General features: G+C 68.8%; 15 protein-coding genes and 1 pseudogene. 9 read left to right on the top strand and 7 right to left on the bottom strand.

What is annotated here, in order from left to right; all coding sequences use genetic code 11:
• The first annotated feature begins 22 nt into the window (after nucleotides 1-22).
• The 3 genes from AB0K05_RS09630 (at nucleotide 23) to AB0K05_RS09620 (ending at nucleotide 3,748) form a co-directional block, all read left to right on the top strand.
• Nucleotides 23-1,279 (top strand): glucarate dehydratase family protein, encoded by a 1,257-nt coding sequence (locus AB0K05_RS09630; protein ID WP_364228196.1) that lies wholly within the window; start codon nucleotides 23-25, stop codon nucleotides 1,277-1,279.
• Nucleotides 1,273-2,598, top strand: coding sequence for a hypothetical protein (locus AB0K05_RS09625; protein WP_364228194.1), 1,326 nt, complete (start codon nucleotides 1,273-1,275; stop codon nucleotides 2,596-2,598). The genes AB0K05_RS09630 and AB0K05_RS09625 overlap by 7 nt, the downstream gene beginning before the upstream one ends.
• Nucleotides 2,599-3,202: 604 nt before the next feature.
• On the top strand, nucleotides 3,203-3,748 hold the full coding sequence (locus AB0K05_RS09620) for a DUF402 domain-containing protein (RefSeq protein ID WP_364228192.1): 546 nt from the start codon (nucleotides 3,203-3,205) through the stop codon (nucleotides 3,746-3,748).
• Nucleotides 3,749-3,834: 86 nt separating this feature from the next.
• Here the strand turns inward: AB0K05_RS09620 and AB0K05_RS09615 are convergent, their stop codons facing one another.
• Entirely contained in the window at nucleotides 3,835-4,476 is a 642-nt protein-coding gene (locus tag AB0K05_RS09615) for a response regulator transcription factor (RefSeq protein WP_364228190.1), read from the bottom strand.
• Nucleotides 4,473-6,146, bottom strand: coding sequence for a histidine kinase (locus tag AB0K05_RS09610; RefSeq protein WP_364228188.1), 1,674 nt, complete (start codon nucleotides 6,144-6,146; stop codon nucleotides 4,473-4,475). The genes AB0K05_RS09615 and AB0K05_RS09610 overlap by 4 nt, the downstream gene beginning before the upstream one ends.
• A gap of 164 nt (nucleotides 6,147-6,310) precedes the next feature.
• On the opposite strand from AB0K05_RS09610, the pseudogene AB0K05_RS09605 reads away from it, so the two are divergent.
• A pseudogene (locus AB0K05_RS09605) lies at nucleotides 6,311-6,949 on the top strand (ATP-binding cassette domain-containing protein); the annotation flags it as partial.
• A gap of 80 nt (nucleotides 6,950-7,029) precedes the next feature.
• The gene (locus AB0K05_RS09600; protein ID WP_364228186.1) at nucleotides 7,030-7,809 is read left to right on the top strand and encodes an ABC transporter permease; all 780 of its coding nucleotides are present in this window, start codon (nucleotides 7,030-7,032) and stop codon (nucleotides 7,807-7,809) included.
• Between the two features lie 846 nt (nucleotides 7,810-8,655).
• Here AB0K05_RS09600 and AB0K05_RS09595 read toward each other — a convergent pair.
• Together AB0K05_RS09595 and dapA are read right to left on the bottom strand one after the other, a co-directional pair.
• Nucleotides 8,656-10,341 (bottom strand): ribonuclease J, encoded by a 1,686-nt coding sequence (locus tag AB0K05_RS09595; protein ID WP_148033588.1) that lies wholly within the window; start codon nucleotides 10,339-10,341, stop codon nucleotides 8,656-8,658.
• Nucleotides 10,342-10,395: 54 nt separating this feature from the next.
• Nucleotides 10,396-11,313, bottom strand: coding sequence for a 4-hydroxy-tetrahydrodipicolinate synthase (gene dapA, locus AB0K05_RS09590; protein WP_148033589.1), 918 nt, complete (start codon nucleotides 11,311-11,313; stop codon nucleotides 10,396-10,398).
• Nucleotides 11,314-11,889: 576 nt separating this feature from the next.
• Between dapA and AB0K05_RS09585 the strand changes: the two genes are divergently transcribed.
• Nucleotides 11,890-12,606 carry a GntR family transcriptional regulator gene (locus tag AB0K05_RS09585; protein ID WP_364228183.1) on the top strand — a complete coding sequence of 239 codons (717 nt, stop codon included), beginning with the start codon at nucleotides 11,890-11,892 and terminating at the stop codon, nucleotides 12,604-12,606.
• A gap of 402 nt (nucleotides 12,607-13,008) precedes the next feature.
• Nucleotides 13,009-13,665: a DNA repair protein RadC gene (gene radC, locus AB0K05_RS09580; protein ID WP_148033591.1), complete on the top strand. Its 657-nt coding sequence runs from the start codon at nucleotides 13,009-13,011 to the stop codon at nucleotides 13,663-13,665.
• A 642-nt stretch (nucleotides 13,666-14,307) separates the two neighbouring features.
• Here radC and AB0K05_RS09575 read toward each other — a convergent pair.
• Nucleotides 14,308-14,613, bottom strand: coding sequence for a hypothetical protein (locus tag AB0K05_RS09575; RefSeq protein ID WP_271278344.1), 306 nt, complete (start codon nucleotides 14,611-14,613; stop codon nucleotides 14,308-14,310).
• A 110-nt stretch (nucleotides 14,614-14,723) separates the two neighbouring features.
• Between AB0K05_RS09575 and AB0K05_RS09570 the strand changes: the two genes are divergently transcribed.
• Together AB0K05_RS09570 and AB0K05_RS09565 are read left to right on the top strand one after the other, a co-directional pair.
• Nucleotides 14,724-15,200, top strand: coding sequence for a GntR family transcriptional regulator (locus AB0K05_RS09570; RefSeq protein WP_148033593.1), 477 nt, complete (start codon nucleotides 14,724-14,726; stop codon nucleotides 15,198-15,200).
• Between the two features lie 36 nt (nucleotides 15,201-15,236).
• A complete protein-coding gene (locus tag AB0K05_RS09565) occupies nucleotides 15,237-15,758 on the top strand; it encodes a GntR family transcriptional regulator (protein ID WP_148033594.1) in 522 nt (173 codons plus the stop codon).
• On the opposite strand, the gene AB0K05_RS09560 is transcribed toward AB0K05_RS09565, so the two are convergent.
• Nucleotides 15,680-16,096 (bottom strand): ASCH domain-containing protein, encoded by a 417-nt coding sequence (locus AB0K05_RS09560; RefSeq protein ID WP_271278345.1) that lies wholly within the window; start codon nucleotides 16,094-16,096, stop codon nucleotides 15,680-15,682. The genes AB0K05_RS09565 and AB0K05_RS09560 overlap by 79 nt on opposite strands.
• Nucleotides 16,097-16,160: 64 nt before the next feature.
• Nucleotides 16,161-17,183 (bottom strand): hypothetical protein, encoded by a 1,023-nt coding sequence (locus AB0K05_RS09555; RefSeq protein ID WP_271278346.1) that lies wholly within the window; start codon nucleotides 17,181-17,183, stop codon nucleotides 16,161-16,163.
• Nucleotides 17,184-17,202 lie beyond the last annotated feature (19 nt).

The following is a 17,202-nucleotide window of genomic DNA, read 5'->3' as shown; positions in this document are numbered from 1 at the left end:
CACATACATGGACGGCGATCACATGATCATCAGGCAGATCCACGTCACCCCCGTAGCCTTCAAGGATCCGCCCCTCCTGAACGCCGCCGGAGTGCACGAACCCTGGGCGCTGCGCACGATCGTCGAGCTGGTGACCGACGAGGGCCTGACCGGTCTCGGCGAGACGTACGGCGACCTGGGACACCTGTCCAAGGTACGCGAGTGCGCGCAGGCGCTGGTCGGCCTGGACGTGCACCACACCAACCAGATGTACGCGCGCGTCGCGGCCACCGTTGGCGACGCCGTCAGCGACCTGCACGGGCTGACCGGCGTGGCCACCAAGGAGAAGAGCATCGACCGGGTCTTCTCCCCGTTCGAGGTCGCCTGCCTGGACATCCGCGGCAAGGCCGCCGGGGTCCCCGTGGTCGACCTGCTCGGGGGCCGGGTCCGCGACGCCGTCCCGTACAGCGCCTATCTCTTCTACAAGTGGGCGGGTCACCCCGGCCAGGAGCCGGACAGGTTCGGCGAGGCGCTCGACCCGGCCGGGATCGTCGAGCAGGCGGCGCTGTTCATCAAGGAGCACGGCTTCACCTCGATCAAGCTCAAGGGCGGCGTCTTCCCGCCCGACGAGGAGATCGAGGCGATCAGGGCGCTGCACGAGGCGTTCCCCGGCGTGCCGCTGCGCCTGGACCCGAACGCCGCCTGGAGCGTCGAAACCTCCGTCCGGGTGGGCCGGGAGTTGGAGGGCGCGCTGGAGTATCTGGAGGACCCCACGCCGGACATCCCCGGCATGGCGGAGGTCGCGGCCAGGGTGCCGATGCCGCTGGCCACCAACATGTGCGTCGTCACCCCGGAGCACCTCCCCGAGGCCATCGCCGCCGGCGCCATCGGCGTGCTCCTGCTCGACCACCATTACTGGGGCGGCCTGCAGCGCTCCGCCCAGGTCGCCGCGCTCTGCGGCACCTTCGGGCTCGAACTGTCGATGCACTCCAACTCCCATCTCGGCATCAGTCTCGCCGCCATGACCCACCTGGCCGCCGCCACCCCCAACCTCACCCACGCCTGCGACACGCACACCCCCTGGCAGGACGGCCAGGACGTGGTCGCGCCCGGCGCGCTGCGCTTCGAAGGCGGCGCCGTCCCGGTGCCCTCCGGCACCGGTCTGGGCGTCGAACTCGACCGCGACGCGCTGGCCGTCATGCACGAGCAGTATCGGAAGTGCGGCGTCACCGCCCGCGACGACACCACGTACATGCGGCGCTTCCAGCCCGGCTTCACCGCGAGGAGGCCGCGGTGGTGAACGTCGCCTACGTCTACCCCTGGGACGTCGTCGGGGACCCCGCCGCCGCCGAGCGCATCGCCGCACTCGGCGTGACGACCGTCGCCCTCGCCGCCTCCTACCACTCCACCCGCGCGGCCACCCCCTTCCACCCCGCGCACCGCGTCCTCGACGTCCCCCACGCCGCCTTCTACCTTCCCGTACGTCCCGAAGCCTGGGGCCGGCTCACCCCCGCCACCCCGACCTGGACCACCCCCGACGCGTACCTCCTGGCCCAGTCGGCCCTGCGCGCGGCCGGCCTGCGCGTGCACGCCTGGACCGTGCTCACCCACAACGCCCAACTCGGCACCGCCTTCCCCCACCTCGTCGTACGCAACGCCTTCGGCGACCCTTACCCGTACGCGCTCTGCCTGTCGGCCCCCGACGTCGCCGAGTACTGCGAACGACTGGTGCGCGAGGTGCTGGTGGCGGGCCGCCCCGACGGCCTCATCCTGGAGGGCTGCGGCCCCATGGGCTTCGCCCACCAGGGCGTCCACGAGAAGACCTCGGGCGCCGGCTACGACCCGGACCTGATGTCCCTCTGCTTCTGCGCCTCCTGCGCCCCCCGCTACCCCACCGACACCCGAACCCGAGTCCGCAACGCCATCGACACCGACACCTCAGCCGAGGTCCGCCCCTCCCTCGACACGGACACCCGGCCCCACGCCGCCGCCCTCGACACCCAAGCGCACGCCGGCACCGCCCTCCACACGCCCACCGCCCTCGACACCCAAGCGCACGCCGGCACCGCCCTCCACACGCCCACCGACACCCGAACCCACGCCCGCACCGCCGACGGCACCCCCACCGAACCGCCGCCCCACGACGCCCCGAAGAGCCTCGTGGAAGCAGCCCTCGGCCCGCTCGCGGACGAGGTACGGGCCGTCCGCGTGGAGCTCTCGGCCTCCCTCCGCCACCACCTGATCACCGCCGCCCGCGAGATCGCCCCTTACATCCCGATCACCTTGCACGCCAACCCCGACCCTTGGGCGACGGGCCCCTTCGCCGCCCTCCCCACCGGCGACCCCGGCGCCGACGTCCTGGTGGGCAACTGCTGGGGCGACCCTGCCACGGACGCCGCCCGCCTCTCCCGCCTCGCCGAACTGCGCACCCCCGGCCAACGGGTCGGCGCGTACGTCCTGGCCCTCCCCCCGCGCCCCGCCCACCCGGAGACACTGGCCGAACTCCTCACCGCCTACGCCAAGGCAGGCGCGTCGGAGTTCCACCTGTACCACGCAGGCTTGGCAAGCCCACAACGTCTGACCGCCATGGCCCAAGCCCTCGAACTGACCCGCCTATAGCCCGACACGCCCAGCATCCACCACACCCCGCAGCGACGACTCGCGACGCGAAGCGCCCGCACCCGTCACACCGGAGCAGAGTCCTCGTGGAGCAGGGTCGGATGTGGACCACGGTCGGATGTGGACCACGGTCGGATGTGAAGCGCGGCCCCACCCGAAGCAAGGCCCCATTCGGAGCAGGGTCCCACTCGGAGCGAGGTCCCGCCTGGAGGAGGCGCGACACCAAGTGGAGTCACGGCACGCAACGGAGCTGACGCCAGCCGAAGCACGTCACCCAACGGAGCCGACGCCAGCCGAGACACGACACCCAACGGAGCCGACGCCAGCCGAGACACGACACCCAACGGAACGCGACACCCAGTGAGCACGGCGCCGCTGGGTGTCGCACCTCCACGCCCCACTGCCGCGGCATCCCCCTGACGAGACCCGCGAAAGACCATCCCGGGTCTCGTCCGCCCACAGACTGCTTTGGCATCATGAGCACGTAAGCATCAGCAGGCGTCCCGACACCGGCCGCCGCACCCTGCCCATCTCCCCTGGTACGAAAGCCGACACCACCACGAACCCCCTCAAAAACGCCGAATCCGGCGGAAAGGCACGGGCGTTGGGTGACATCGAGATCGTCTACAGGAAGTACGGCGGCGCGTTGCACTGGCATCACCCCGGCACGCTCCTCGGCGAGGACGAACACGGCTCCTGGGTCGCGGTGCCCAGCGGAACCGTCGCCCGCAAAGGCGAAGGCCCGAAGGTCACCTGGCCCCACGACTCCCTGATGCTCTTCCCACGCTCATCCTGGTGGACCGCCACGTTCAACTCACCGCCCCACCGCATCGAGGTCTACGTCGACGTCACCACCGTCCCCGAATGGCGTGACGGCCAGGTCACCATGCTCGACCTGGACCTGGATGTCGTCAGGATGCGCGACGGCCGCCTCTTCCTCGACGACGAGGACGAGTTCGCCGAACACCAGCTGACACTCGGCTACCCGAGCGAGATCATCCGCCAGGCCGAGGACACCGCCCATTGGCTCCTCCAAGCAGTAGGCCATCACTGCGGCCCTTTCGGCGGAGCCCACACACGATGGCAGGCCGCTGAGTTCCCAACGCATCCCAACACGCCTCCACCTCATCCCCCTCGTCAAGCTCCATAGCCGACCGTCAGGAACGGACGACATCGCCGCGGCAAGCCACACCAAGGCCGACATAAGGCCCGGCCGTCACGCGGAGGCCACGGCCGTCACCGAGGTACCGAGACCAGCCCGCTTTCGTATGCCACGATCACCAGCTGCGCCCGGTCACGAGCATCGAGTTTGGCCAGTAACCGAGTGATATGGGTTTTGACCGTCGCCAGACTGAGCTGCAGATGCCGAGTGATCTCCACATTGGACAGCCCGCGGGCGATCAGAGTCAGCACCTCCCGTTCCCGCTCGGTCACCCCCTCCAGCCCACGCACCTGAGGCGTCGCGGGCGTCCGCGCGAACTCCTCGATCAGCCGCCGCGTGACCGTCGGAGCCAGCAGCGCCTCTCCTCTGGCCACCACCCTGATCGCGGCGAGCAGGTCAGCCGGTGGCGTGTCCTTGAGCAGGAACCCGCTCGCCCCGGCCCGCAGCGCGTCGTACACGTACGCGTCCAGGTCGAACATGGTCACGATGAGAACCCGCGAGCCCTTCCCGATCAGTCTTGTCGCCTCGATGCCGTCCATGTCCGGCATACGCACGTCCATGAGCACGACGTCGGGCCGCTCCCGCTCGGTCATGGCCACGGCCTCCACCCCCGTCGACGCCTCCCCCACCACCTCCAGATCGGGCTCGGAGTCCACCAGCACCTTGAAGCTGCCCCGGAGCAGCGCCTGATCATCAGCAATCAGCACCCGGATCATGAATCACTCCCGTAGGGGAGGCTGGCCGAGACCCGGAAGCCTTGACCGATCATTCCGCCCGCCTCGAACGTCCCGCCGTACATCATGACCCGCTCCCGCATCCCGATCAGCCCGTGACCAGGCCCTCTGCCGGTCATCGTGCGATGACCGGGCCCGTCGTCGCTGACCTCGATCCGCACCGCCCGCCCGTCGTCGACCACGGACACCCGGCACCGCGCAGGCGCGGCATGCTTGACCACGTTGGTGAGCGCCTCCTGAACGATCCGGTACACGGAAAGCTCCACCCCTTCAGGCAGCCTTCCCCGCACAGGCTGAGCAGGTGCTCCCCCCTCCGCAACCCCCACCTTCTCGGCGGACTGCCTGCCCGTCATGGACCTCCTCCCGTACACGGACGCCTCCTCCCCAGAAGACATGTCCCGCGTGGACGCTCCGTCATCTCCTTCCTCCGTCGCGAGACCCGCTCCACTTTCCGTTCTGGCACCTGATCCACTTGCCGCCGCAGGACCCGATTGGCCCTGCGCAGTGATGCGTGATCCGCCCTCCGTAGTGAAACGTGATCCACCCTGCGTGGTGAATCTTGATCCGCTCTCTTTCGTGAAACTTGCTCCATCCTGAGTAGCGAAACTCGAACCATCCCGCGTACCGAAGCTCGAAACACCCTGCGTAGCGAAGCTCGAATCATCCTGCGTACCGAAGCTTGATCCACTTTTCCTCGTGGAGCTTGATCCACTCTGCGTGCTGAGGCCTGTCCCGCCCTCCGCCTGACCCGCCGCTAGACCCGACGTCTCGCCAGCCCTCATCTGCCGCGCCTCGGGGAACATGCCGCCCATTGCGCTCTCCCGCATCTCCAGACCACCTTGACCTCCCGCCATGCTGACGTCGAGCTCCACGTCCACTCCAGCCTGTCGGGCCTGCTCGGCCAGACCAGTCAACCCGCGGAGCCCCGGCGCAGGACCGCGGGCCGGGCTCTCCGAAGAACGCAGCACCCCCAGCAGGTGGCGCATCTCGACCAGCGCGTTCCTGCTGGCGGTCTCGATCACCCGCAACGCGTCGTGAGCCTCCTCCGGCTTCGTGGCGAGGACGTGGTTGGCCACTCCCGCCTTGACCGCGATCAGCCCCACGTTGTGCGTCACCACGTCGTGCAACTCCCGGGCGATGCGCAGCCGCTCCTCGGCCACGGCCTGCTCGGCCAGGCGCTCGGCATGGCGCGTCGCGTACATCCGCCGTTCGCGCACGGCTCGGCCGACCGTCCAGGCGCCGCCGAGGGCGGCGATGCCGAACAACGCCTCGTCGACGCCCAGCAGCCATGCGGGCCCCTCGGGGTGAGGCACACCGCCCACCATCACCAGCCCGACCCCGGTCAGCAGGGCGAGCACCCCGATCGTCGAGGTGGGCAGCCAGCTGCCGCGGTCTTCCGCCACCGCCACCAGGTAGAGCGCGTAAGCCGGCGACACGTACGCGAAGCTGAACGCCCCGCTCACCACCGCCGTGACGGCCAGCGCAACCGTGAAGAGGAAGACCGGCAGCGGCCACACTCTCCTCAGTGCCAGCGGCAGCCCCAGACCCAGCGGGATGGCCAGCCTGGCCCACGGCGGGATCCCCGCGGCGTTGACCGTCGCCGTCAGGGCGACCAACACGAAGGCCAGCGCGGCGACCAGATCCAGCGCCATCAGCTGGGAGCGCCCCAGCGGCCCGACGAAGAGGCGGTGCGACTCGTTCACGCGAACGACGGTAGCCCTAGACCTCGATTCCGCACGTCAGACCAGGGTCTGACTTTGAGGTTCGAACCGTGGTCCGATGTGACGAAGCCCCTCCGTGCCACACCCTTTACGGCGTGATCGAACTCAAGCACCTCACGAAACGCTACGGCTCGACGCTCGCCGTCGACGACCTGTCGTTCACCGCGCGCCCAGGGCACGTCACCGGCTTCCTCGGCCCCAACGGCGCGGGCAAGTCGACGACCATGCGGCTGATCCTCGGCCTCGATGCCCCCACCTCGGGCAACGCACTGGTCAACGGCAGGCGCTACACCACTTTCCTCACACCCATGCGCGAGGTCGGCGCCCTGCTCGACGCCGGCGCCGTCCACGGAGGCCGGAGCGCCCGCGACCATCTCCTCTGCCTGGCCCGCACCAACGGCATCGGCCCTCGGCGTGTGACCGAGCTGCTGGAGCGCGTCGGCCTCGACGGCGTCGCCCGCAAGCATGTGGGCGGCTTCTCGCTCGGCATGAAGCAGCGCCTCGGCATCGCCGCGGCACTGCTCGGCGACCCCGGTGTGCTGATCTTCGACGAGCCGGTCAACGGGCTCGATCCCGACGGCGTCCGCTGGATCCGCGACCTGATGCGCTCGCTGGCCACCCAAGGCAGGACGATCCTGCTCTCCAGCCATCTGATGAGCGAGATGGCGCTGACCGCCGACCGCATCGTCATCGTGAGCAGGGGCAAGCTGATCGCGGAGGCCACGGTCGAGGAGCTCACCGCTCGCTATCCCTCCCTGGAGGACGCCTATCTCGCGCTCACCGCGAGCAGCGCCGGACACCGGGCGGGCAGACCATGAGACACGTCCTGCCGGCCGAGTGGCTCAAGCTCCACTCCGTACGTTCGAGCCGGCTCGCCATCCTGCTGGCCCTCGGCGGGGTCCTGCTCGGTTTCGGCATAGCGCAGATGGCGGTCGGCATGTACGACAGCGCGTCTCCGGCTCAGCAGGCCAGGGCCCGCATCGCGGAGCTGGAGGAGGTCGTGCTGATCGTTCCCCAGCTCAGCCTCGGCATCCTCGGCGTGCTGGCCATGACCTCGGAGTACGCGACCGGGCTGATCAGGACCAGCTTGACCGTGGTCCCCCGGCGCTGGCCGGTGCTGACGGCCAAGGCTGCGGTCGTCGGCGTGATCGGGCTGGTGACAGGGCCGGTGGTGGTCTTCGGCACGCACCTCGTGTGCCGCTGGGTCATCGGCGATCGCTTCTCCGGCCTCTACCAGGCGCCGTTCTCCGGCAAGCTGCCGCTGCTGGTCGCCCTCAGTCTGACCGTGCCGGTGTTCGCGCTACTGGGGCTCGGCCTGGGAGCGATCCTGCGCTCCACCGCAGGCGGGATCACGCTGCTGGTAGGGCTCGTCTACGTCATCCCCATGATCGTGGGCAACCTCCCCGGACCGTGGAACGAGTGGCTCGGCTCGGCGATGATCAGCGCCCTTGCCCGCCAGATCAGTGGTGACCTGACCACCCCGGGCCTCTACGGCACCTCGCTGCCGCCGCCGATGGCAGCCGTTCTCCTGGCCTGTTACGCGGTGCTCCCCGTGCTCGCGGGCCTGTGGCTGCTGCAACGGAGAGACGCTTGACAACACAGCATCGCCATATGCCAGCCGTGGGCAGGCCTCAGCCCGGTCCGCTCGCCGGCAGCGTAGCGATCGTCTGAAGGAGGCCTGCCAGGTGATGATCAGACTGCTGCGGCAGGAGCCCGCCACAATGCACGGCGAGCGATTCCGGCTCATCGGCGCCCGCAGCGAGCGCGCGGACGCAACGGCCTCATCCGCCTATCGGCATCGGAAGCAGCGGCGAGAAGCGCACACTGCGGATCACCACGCCATGCCCAGCCCTGGACTTCAACATTGGCACCATCGAGCAGTTCCGCCGCGCACATGACATGCTCCGTCGGCTCCGCACCGACGCGGGACGGGACCTATCAACGCCGCGCGGACGCCGGACAGGACCCATCACCACCGTGCCGACGCCGAACGGGATGCATCGACGCCGCGCGGATCTCGGACAGAACCCATCAACACCATGCCGACGCAGGACGGGCCCCATCAACACCGTGCCGATGCGTAACGGGGACCCATAGACGCCGCGCGGACTCAGCGCGGGACCCGTCCGACAGCCAGGTGCACCACGACGGGGACTCGGCCGCAGCCGCACGCGCGTTCGCCGAGGCCGGAGCGGACCTGATGATTGTCCACTTGCGAACCCGTACCACCCGCGGCGCTGAACGCGCTGGCGGCAACCCTGTAGGGGAGCTTGCCCGGCCACAGGCCCATCCCTCAAGCTCACCTAACGTGGCGAGACAGGACGCGAAGATCCTTATGTACTTCGGTCAGGGCTGGGAACGCCTTCTCAGCACGAAGATCAACACATCCTTCGTCCCGCCGGTACGGCAGGCGGGTGTGCCTGCCGTACCGGTGCGTTGCTCAGACCTCGACCACCACAGGGATGATCATCGGGCGTCGGCGGTAGGTGTCGCTCACCCAGCGCCCCACCGTGCGGCGCACCACACGACGGATCTCCTGCATGTCGACCACCCCGTCGGCGGCCTTGTCCTGGAGAGCCCTCTCGATCTGCGGGATGAACTCCTCGAACTGCGCCGGGTCGATGCCCGAGCCGCGCGCGTGGATCTCAGGCCCGGCGGTGAGCTTGCCGGTGCTCGAGTCGACCACGACGACGACGGAGATAAAGCCCTCGTCGCCCAGGATCCTGCGGTCCTTCAACGACACGTCCGTGATCTCGCCGACCGACGAGCCGTCCACGTACACGTAACCGGCGTGCACCGCGCCGACGATCTTGGCGCGGCCGTCGACGAGGTCGACGACGACGCCGTCCTCGGCGATCACGATGTGGTCCTCGGGCACGCCGGTGAGCGAGGCCAGCTTGGCGTGTGCCCGCAGGTGCCGCCACTCTCCGTGAACCGGCATGAAGTTGGAGGGCCGGGTCAGGTTCAGCACGTAGAGCAGCTCGCCGGCTGCCGCGTGACCGGAGACGTGCACCTTGGCGTTGCCCTTGTGCACGACGCGGGCGCCCCACCGGGAGAGCCCGTTGATCACCTTGTTGACCGCGGTCTCGTTACCCGGCACCAGCGACGACGCGAGCAGGACCGTGTCGCCCTCGGTGATGCGGATGGGATGGTCGCGGTTCGCCATCCTCGACAGAGCCGCCATCGGCTCGCCCTGAGAGCCGGTGCAGATCAGCACGACGTCCTGCGGCGGCCACTGTTCGATGTCGCGGGAGTCGACGACGAGGTCCGGCGGCACATTGAGGTAGCCCAGGTCGCGGGCGACCCCCATGTTGCGCACCATCGAGCGGCCGACGAGCGCGACCTTGCGGCCGTGCTTGGCCGCGGCGTCGATGACCTGCTGGATGCGGTGGACGTGCGAGGCGAAGCTCGCCACGATCACACGCTGTTCGGAGGTACGGATGACCTCGTCGATGACCGGGCCGATCTCCCGCTCACTGGTGACGAACCCCGGCACTTCGGCGTTCGTCGAGTCGGACATCAGCAGGTCGACGCCCTCGCTGCCGAGCCGGGCGAACCCGCCCAGGTCGGTGAGCCTGCCGTCGCTCGGCAACTGGTCCATCCGGAAGTCGCCGGTGTGGAGCACGATGCCGGCGGGCGTCCTGATCGCCACCGCCAGAGCATCCGGGATGGAGTGGTTGACCGCCAGGAACTCGCAGTCGAACGGCCCCAGCGTGCGCCGCTCACCCTCCACCACCTGGTTCTTCACCGGCTGGATCCGGTGTTCGGTGAGCTTCGCCTCGATCAGCGCCAAGGTGAGCTTGGAGCCGACGAGGGGAATGTCCCGCCGCTCGCGCAGCAGGTAGGGCACCGCCCCGATGTGATCCTCGTGGGCGTGTGTCAGGACGATGGCCTCGATCTGGTCGAGCCGGTCCCTGATGTAGTCGAAGTCGGGCAGGATCAGGTCGACACCTGGCTGTTCGGGCTCGGGGAAGAGCACCCCGCAGTCGACGATCAGCAGCCGGCCGTCGTACTCGAAGACCGCCATGTTTCTGCCGATCTCACCCAGCCCGCCCAGCGCGACGATGCGCAGGCCGCCTTCAGGCAGCGCCGGAGGAGGGCCGAGATCAGGATGCGGATGGCTCATGCCCGGCCCCCATGGTCAAATCGCGTTCTCAAAACTCGCAATTCCTCCCCGTTTCTAGATATCTGCCAACTTCACCCCGCCGGCCACCAGGCAAGCACGCAGCTCGGCGATTTGCTTTTCCGTCGCGGGCACGAGCGGCAGGCGCACGGGCCCGACCGGCATGCCGACCATGTCCAGTGCGGCCTTCGTCATGATCGCGCCGCCCGCACTCATCATGATCCCTTCGACCACGGGCGCCACCTGGCGGTGGATCGCGCGCGCCTGCTCGACATCGCCGTTGCGATGGAGCTGGATCATGCGGGCGAGCTGGGCGCCCACCACGTGCCCGATCACGCTGACGAAGCCCGCCGCGCCGAGCGAGAGCCAGGCCAGGTTGAGCAGGTCGTCGCCGGAGTAGAAGACGAGATCGGTGGCGATCATCACCTGGCTGCCGCCGAAGAGGTCGCCCTTGGCGTCCTTGACGGCGACGATGCGGTCGTGCTGAGCCAGCCTGATCAGCGTCGTCGTCTTGATCGGCACGCCACTGCGCCCCGGAATGTCATAGAGCATGACCGGGAGTTCCGTGGCGTCGGCCACGGCGGTGAAGTGCCGGTACAAACCCTCCTGGGGAGGCTTGCTGTAGTAAGGGGTCACCACGAGGAGGCCGTGAGCGCCTTCGCGCGCGGCCTGCCGCGCGAGCTCGACGCTGTGGCGGGTGTCATTGGTGCCGGCCCCGGCCACCACGGTCGCCCGGTCGCCGACGGCCTCGAGGACCGTGCTGAGCAGGCGGGCCTTCTCCTCGTCGGAGGTGGTGGGGGATTCGCCGGTCGTCCCGCTGACGATCAGGCCGTCGTTGTGCTGCTCGTCCACCAGATAGGTGGCGAGCCGCCGCGCCGCCTGGTAGTCGACCGCGCCATCAGACGTGAACGGCGTGACCATGGCGGTCAGCATGCGGCCGAAGGGCGCGTCGGAGGTTCCTGTTGGCGATGCCATAGTGCGAACGCTACCTGGATTCCGAAATCCATTGGACGCCGCCACCCCGTTTTGCCTGCCTGGAGCCGCCTTTTGTCACCCCGTCCTCCGGCATTCCCGTGCACACCCAGCCTCTGCGGCCTCACCGTCAACGCCTACTTACCCGCGGCGCGGCGTCTCCAGCCACCCGGGAGCCGGGGATCGGTCGCGGCCACAGGCGAGGTCAACGATCGGACCGTGCTGGTTGACCCAATCGGCAGTCGGCCAAGACATCCAGCGAGAGATCATTCGCGCCAGCACCATTCACCCCAGGCCCGGGCGGGCGGCTTCGCACGGCCCACCGGCTGGCAAACTCACCCGGACAAGAGGTGGCCCGGAGGGCCACATAGGAAGAGGCCGCCGATATGTGCTCGGGGGTACACACATCGACGACCTCTACCGGAGAATCGGCACCCCTTACACCGGCGTTACAGGGTTTCTCCGATAATTTTCCGCTATCGCAAAGTTGGGGCTCCAGCAGTCATCGATGACGGTCGGTTACCTGCCGAATACGGCAACATGGGGCAACGCCTCACACGAACCTCCAGGGATGGACTAGTGGCCACCTCAGATCCGGTCTACTTGCGTGTCGTCGAAGACATCCGGCGACAGATCCATGACGGCACCCTTCCTCCCGGCGCGCTCATCCCGTCACGGGCCCAGCTGACCCGCAAGTACCAGGTCGGCGAGACCGCCGCCCGCCACGCTCTCCGCGCTCTGGCCAGCGAGGGGCTCATCATCGGCCGCATCGGTTCCGGCCACTATGTGAGAGAACGATCCGAGCTCACCCCACTGCACCGGTGGCGGTTCCTTGATCGCCCCACCCCTTTCGCGGCGGACCTGCAGTCGCAGGGCTGGCGGGTGACCTGGGACTGGCACAGCGAGCCGGCAGAAGCAGGCCCCGACCTCGCCAGACGGCTGCGGGTCGACGAATCGACGACCGTGACGCGCACCCACTACGTCTTCCGCGGCGACGGCCGGCCGCTGCAACTGGCGACGGCGTACGAGCCACTGGAGTTCGCGCCCCACTCGGAGGAGGAGCGGCGCAGCCTGGTCGCGAGGATGTACGCGCACGGCGTGAAGATCACCGAAGTCGTGGAAAGCATCCACACCCGCGCGCCTCGTCCCAGCGAGAGCGAGGCCCTCGACCTGCCGGTCGGCGTGCACGTCCTCCACGTCGAACGCACCCACTGGGCCGGCGACCGTCCGGTGGAGACCAGCGACATCATCCTGCCGGGCGACCGGTTCCGCATGGTCTACAGCATGCCCGTCTGACGCCGGACCCGGAGTCGCCACAAGCTCCGGGGGGCCTCCTCAGTCATCGTCCCTTCGCCCCCGGGACCTGGTGACTTCGTCGTACGACCCATGGCCGGCGTCCTCGAAGAGACGCGTGAGAAGGAACCGGCCCCAGGACCGTCCCGGACGGCGTGACTGACGAACCGTGACCGGCGTCCTCGCGGAGACGCGTGAGGAGCCGGCCCCAGAACCCTCCCCGACGACGTGACCTCGGCCGTCGTCGGCCAGACGCCTGACGCCGGCCTGCCAAGCGGCAGAACAACCCGTCCATCTCGCCTTCTGCAGGTGCGATGGGGGCCTTTCGGGCATCGGGATGAGCCGTGTAAGCGCAGGTCAAAGGTTGTCGGTAGGCGTTGATACAACCGTTCCCGGAGGTGGGGCATGCGGGTCAAAGATCTGCCGAGGCGCGAACGGCCACGGGAGCGGCTGATGGAGAGCGGGGCGGCGGCGCTGGCCGATCGGGAGTTGCTGGCGGTGCTGCTCGGGTCCGGGTTCCGGGGGGCGAGCGCGATGGATCTGGCCGCGCGGGTGATCGCGCACTGCGGAGACCTGGACGCTCTGGTCCGGTCGGAGCCGCATCGGCTGCTCGCCGTGCCGGGCGTGGGGCCGGCCAAGGCGGCGCGCGTTGCGGCGGCGTTCCATCTGATCCGGCGTGCGGACGCGGAGCCGGAGCGGGCCAGGGTCACCTGCACGGCGGATCTGGCGGCGGTGGCCGCGCCCCTGCTGCGCGGGCACGCGCACGAGCGGCTGGTGGTGGTCGTGTGCGACGTCCGCGGCGCGGTGCTGCGCCGGACGGTGATGACCGAGGGCGGCACGGACCATACGACGGTCCCGGTCCGTGAGATCGTCGCAGCGGTGCTCAGGTCCGGCGGTGCGCTGTTCGGGTTGGCGCACAACCACCCGAGCGGGTCGCTGGATCCCAGCGAAGCCGACGTGGTGGCGACGCGCCGCCTCGCGGAAGCCGCCGAGACGGTGGGCCTGCGGTTCCTCGATCACCTCATCGTCACGGACTCCGCTTGGCGGCGCGTCCACGTATGAGGCGACATTCGGTTGCGTCCCCACACATTTACCACGGGAAATTCCGCGCACAACGGAGACCAGTCGCTCGCGACCCTAAACCGCATGATCCCTATGAAAGCGCGGAAGCCCAGCCGGGCCAGGGAAAGGCATGGCATCCTCATTCTCGCGGGACGGCCGTTTGGACGTCATCGGCCTTCACCCGTGCGTGGTTCCGTGTCCCCCGGAGGGCGCGGGGCCATGTTCACCGCTGCCGGGCATTCTCACTGCGGTCGAAGGCAATCCGTATCGTGGACGAGAGTGCCGGACGGGCATGTCACCCGGCAGCGAGCCAATCTGTCGGCCGATCACCAGGGTGACCGGCCGGCAGGGCTCAACCCGCGCGGTTTCTGTCCGGTGTCGCGCGGGGCTCCGGTCCCCTCCTCTGGTTCTCGGCGCCGGGTGGCAGCCCGGCGCCGAGAACCGCCACATGTAGGAGGCAGCGCGCCCGATGAAGGAGCAGCGCGCCCGCGCGCTCAACGAGGAGAGCTCGGCGTACACGCCTCGCGCCGACGGGGTTCCCCTCACCGCTCAACGAGCAGATCGATCTGTTCTTCGCCGTGGCCCTTGAGTTGGACCCGGCAGGTGCAAGGAGCTGGGATGACACCTGCCGGGAGTTCGAGGTCAGCGGGCTTCGCCGCGCAGCAGCTCTCCCCAGAGGGTGTCGATGACCGCCGCGGTGGACCACCGCGACTCCTCCACCACCAGCCGCCCGTTCAGCCTGCTGATCCGCCTGATGAACCGCAGCCCTCCCGCCTGACACAACTCGTAGACGATGGGCCGGCAGTCGCACGTGTAGTCGCGTACCCTCACTCGCTCGGTGCGCGGCACGGCGGGAAGCCAGTCGATCGAGCCGTAGCCACCCACCACCTGGTAGACGTGCTTGCCCACGCAGTCGACACGCGCCTCGCGAGATTGAGGATCCACCATGTCGGCACTATACGTCTAGTTGTCTCCTTCAGGGAGAGGGACATTTTATTTGGCCTTACTGGGTGGAGCGTTATGTCAGGCCTCGTCCGCCTTCGCCTATCTTTCTGTACGTGCTCGACTATGATGGAGACACCCATCTCTACCTGCAGATCGCGGAGATCCTCCGGCAGCGGGTCTCCGGTCTGACCTCCGGCCATCCGGTGCCGAGCGAGGCCGACATCCAGCACGAGTTCGGCGTCGCCCGTACCACCGCCCGGCGGGCCATCCACATCCTCCGCGAGGAAGGCCTCATCTACACGGTCCAGGGCGAGGGCACATTCGTCGGCGCCCCGGACGAAGCACCACGCAAGCCGCGCAAGGCACCGCTGTACCGCCAGATCGCCGGCGATCTCGTCGACCAGATCAAAGCCGGCCGGTACGCTCCCCGGCGCCCGATCCCGGCTGAGACCACGCTGCTCCAGCAGTACGAGTGCGCCCGCGAGACCGTACGCAGAGCCATGGCGCTCCTGCGCGAGCAGGGATGGATCTACACAGTCCCGCAACGGGGCAGCTACGTGTCCCCTCGGGATTCCTGGCCCGAACACTGATTCGACTGGTCGTATCGGTCCGCCTAGACTTGACGGGTGCTCGATCGTGAGGGCCCTGTCCCCCTATACGCGCAGGTGGCTGACATCATCGAGGCCCGCATCCGCAGCGGGGAGCTTCGCGACGGCGATCCGGTGCCCAGCGAGGCCGCCATGGAAACCGGCTTCGCGATTGCCAGGACCACCGCACGCCGAGTGGCCAGGGAACTGCGCGATCGCGGGCTGGCCTACACGGTGCAGGGCGAAGGCACCTTCGTCGGCCCTCCCGACGTCCCTCGGCAGCGCAGGACCGTTCCCATCTCCCGGCAGATCGCGGCGGACATCGCCGAACGCATCTGTAACGGAGAGCTCCGGCCGAACCGCTCGATCCCCAGCGAGAAGTGGCTGATGAGGCATTACGGCGTGGCGAAAGTGACGGCCCGAGCGGTTGCCGCTCACCTCCGCGAGCAGGGGTGGGTCTTCACGGTGCCCTACCGCGGGACCTACGTCTCGCCCGAGGAGCGCTGGCCCACCACGCGGAATGACAGGCAGACCACCGTGGTCGAGTCGTCCACCTCGTAGCCTTCCTCGCGCCAGTAGTCACGATGCGCCTCGCGCCAGTGGCCGATGTCCCGGAAGCCCTCGCCCTCCGCCTGGGCGAACTCCCAGGGCACCTCGGCGAACGGCATCAGCCGCACCTCGGTCACCTCCAGGGTGGCCACCTGGTCCCCGGAGTCACCGACGAGCGCGAGCCGCTCCCCCACGTGCTCCAGTTCCTCGCACTCACGCTCGTAGTCGAGCTCCAGCAGCCCGGCCGTCGCGCGTTTGGCGCCGGCCAGCACCAGGTCGGTCAGCGTGGTGCGCATCTCGCCGGGCAGGCCGAGTTCGACGACGCGCAGGCCGTTCTTCCGTCCCCACATGACCCCGCCCCACATGAACCCAGCCGCGTGAACCCAGCCGCATGAACAAGCCACAACGGACCGGTCAGAATACCGGGATGATGTCCTGCGGGTCGATGATGTCCACCGCCACACCTTCCAGGTCGAGCTCGGGGATCGCGGGGAAGGCGATGCCCCAGCGTTCGACGATGGCGCGGATCCTCGCCATGGCCACCCGCCAGTTCTCCGCCTGTTCCTCGTACGTGAGCAGGCCCAGGCCGGCGTCGCGGGCGTGGTCCATGAGCACGCGGTGGTTGGCCAGGAAGTAGGGCGGCAGCTCCCAGAAGCCCTCCGGCGGCTCCCAGAGGATCATCGACAGGAACACGAACCCGGCGCGCAGCTGGCGGGTGATGAGGCCGCGGGTCTGGTCGTCGAGCCCGGGCCACTCGTTCTCCAGGATCGTCATGCAGATCTGGAGGTGACGCGACTCGTCGCGCCCGATGCGCTTGAACATCTCGTCGAACACGGGATGCCGCGTGCCCGACGCCATGCCGCGGAACAACGTGGAGGCGGCCATCTCGCCCATCATGAAGCTGGTGAAGAGCACCGGGAGCGAGTATCGGCCGACGGCCGAGCTGTAGCCGGTCCAGTAGCGCCCGCCGTTGTGGTAGAGCCAGCCGATGTTGTTGTGGGCGGCTCTCTCCAGGTCGTCGGCCGGTTCCCAGTCGAGCGGGCCGCCGGGCCAGAGGCGGGCGATGGTGCGCTGGCAGCACTCCTCGTGGTTCATCTCGTCACGGGTGATCGAGAAGAAGCACTTCCTGACCGGGTCCTCCTCGTGCTTCTCGAACGCCTGGATGGTGGCCCGGGCGAACACGGCCGGGCCCGAGGCGTCGAAGTTGGCGAGCACGGCGAACCAGTACATGATGCCGAGCCGCTGCGCACGGGTGAAGTCGGCCGGGTCGAGGTCGTCCCACGGAAGGTCGGCAGGGTTCCAGACCAGGCGCTTGGACTTCTCGTATATCGCCGCGAGCTTCTCGGTCTCGACCCGCCATTCCATCGGGTAGATGTTGGGTTGCGGGATCTCCGGCGCCGGCCAGAAGCCGCCTTCGGGGATTGTGAGGTCCGCCATGTGTGACACCTCCTCCCCC

The organism is Nonomuraea sp. NPDC049486 (assembly GCF_040676925.1).
GTDB classification, from domain to species: Bacteria; Actinomycetota; Actinomycetes; order Streptosporangiales; family Streptosporangiaceae; genus Nonomuraea; species Nonomuraea ferruginea.
The sequence above is the reverse complement of the archived record's forward strand: the minus strand, read 5'-3'. Positions and strand labels throughout refer to the sequence as shown.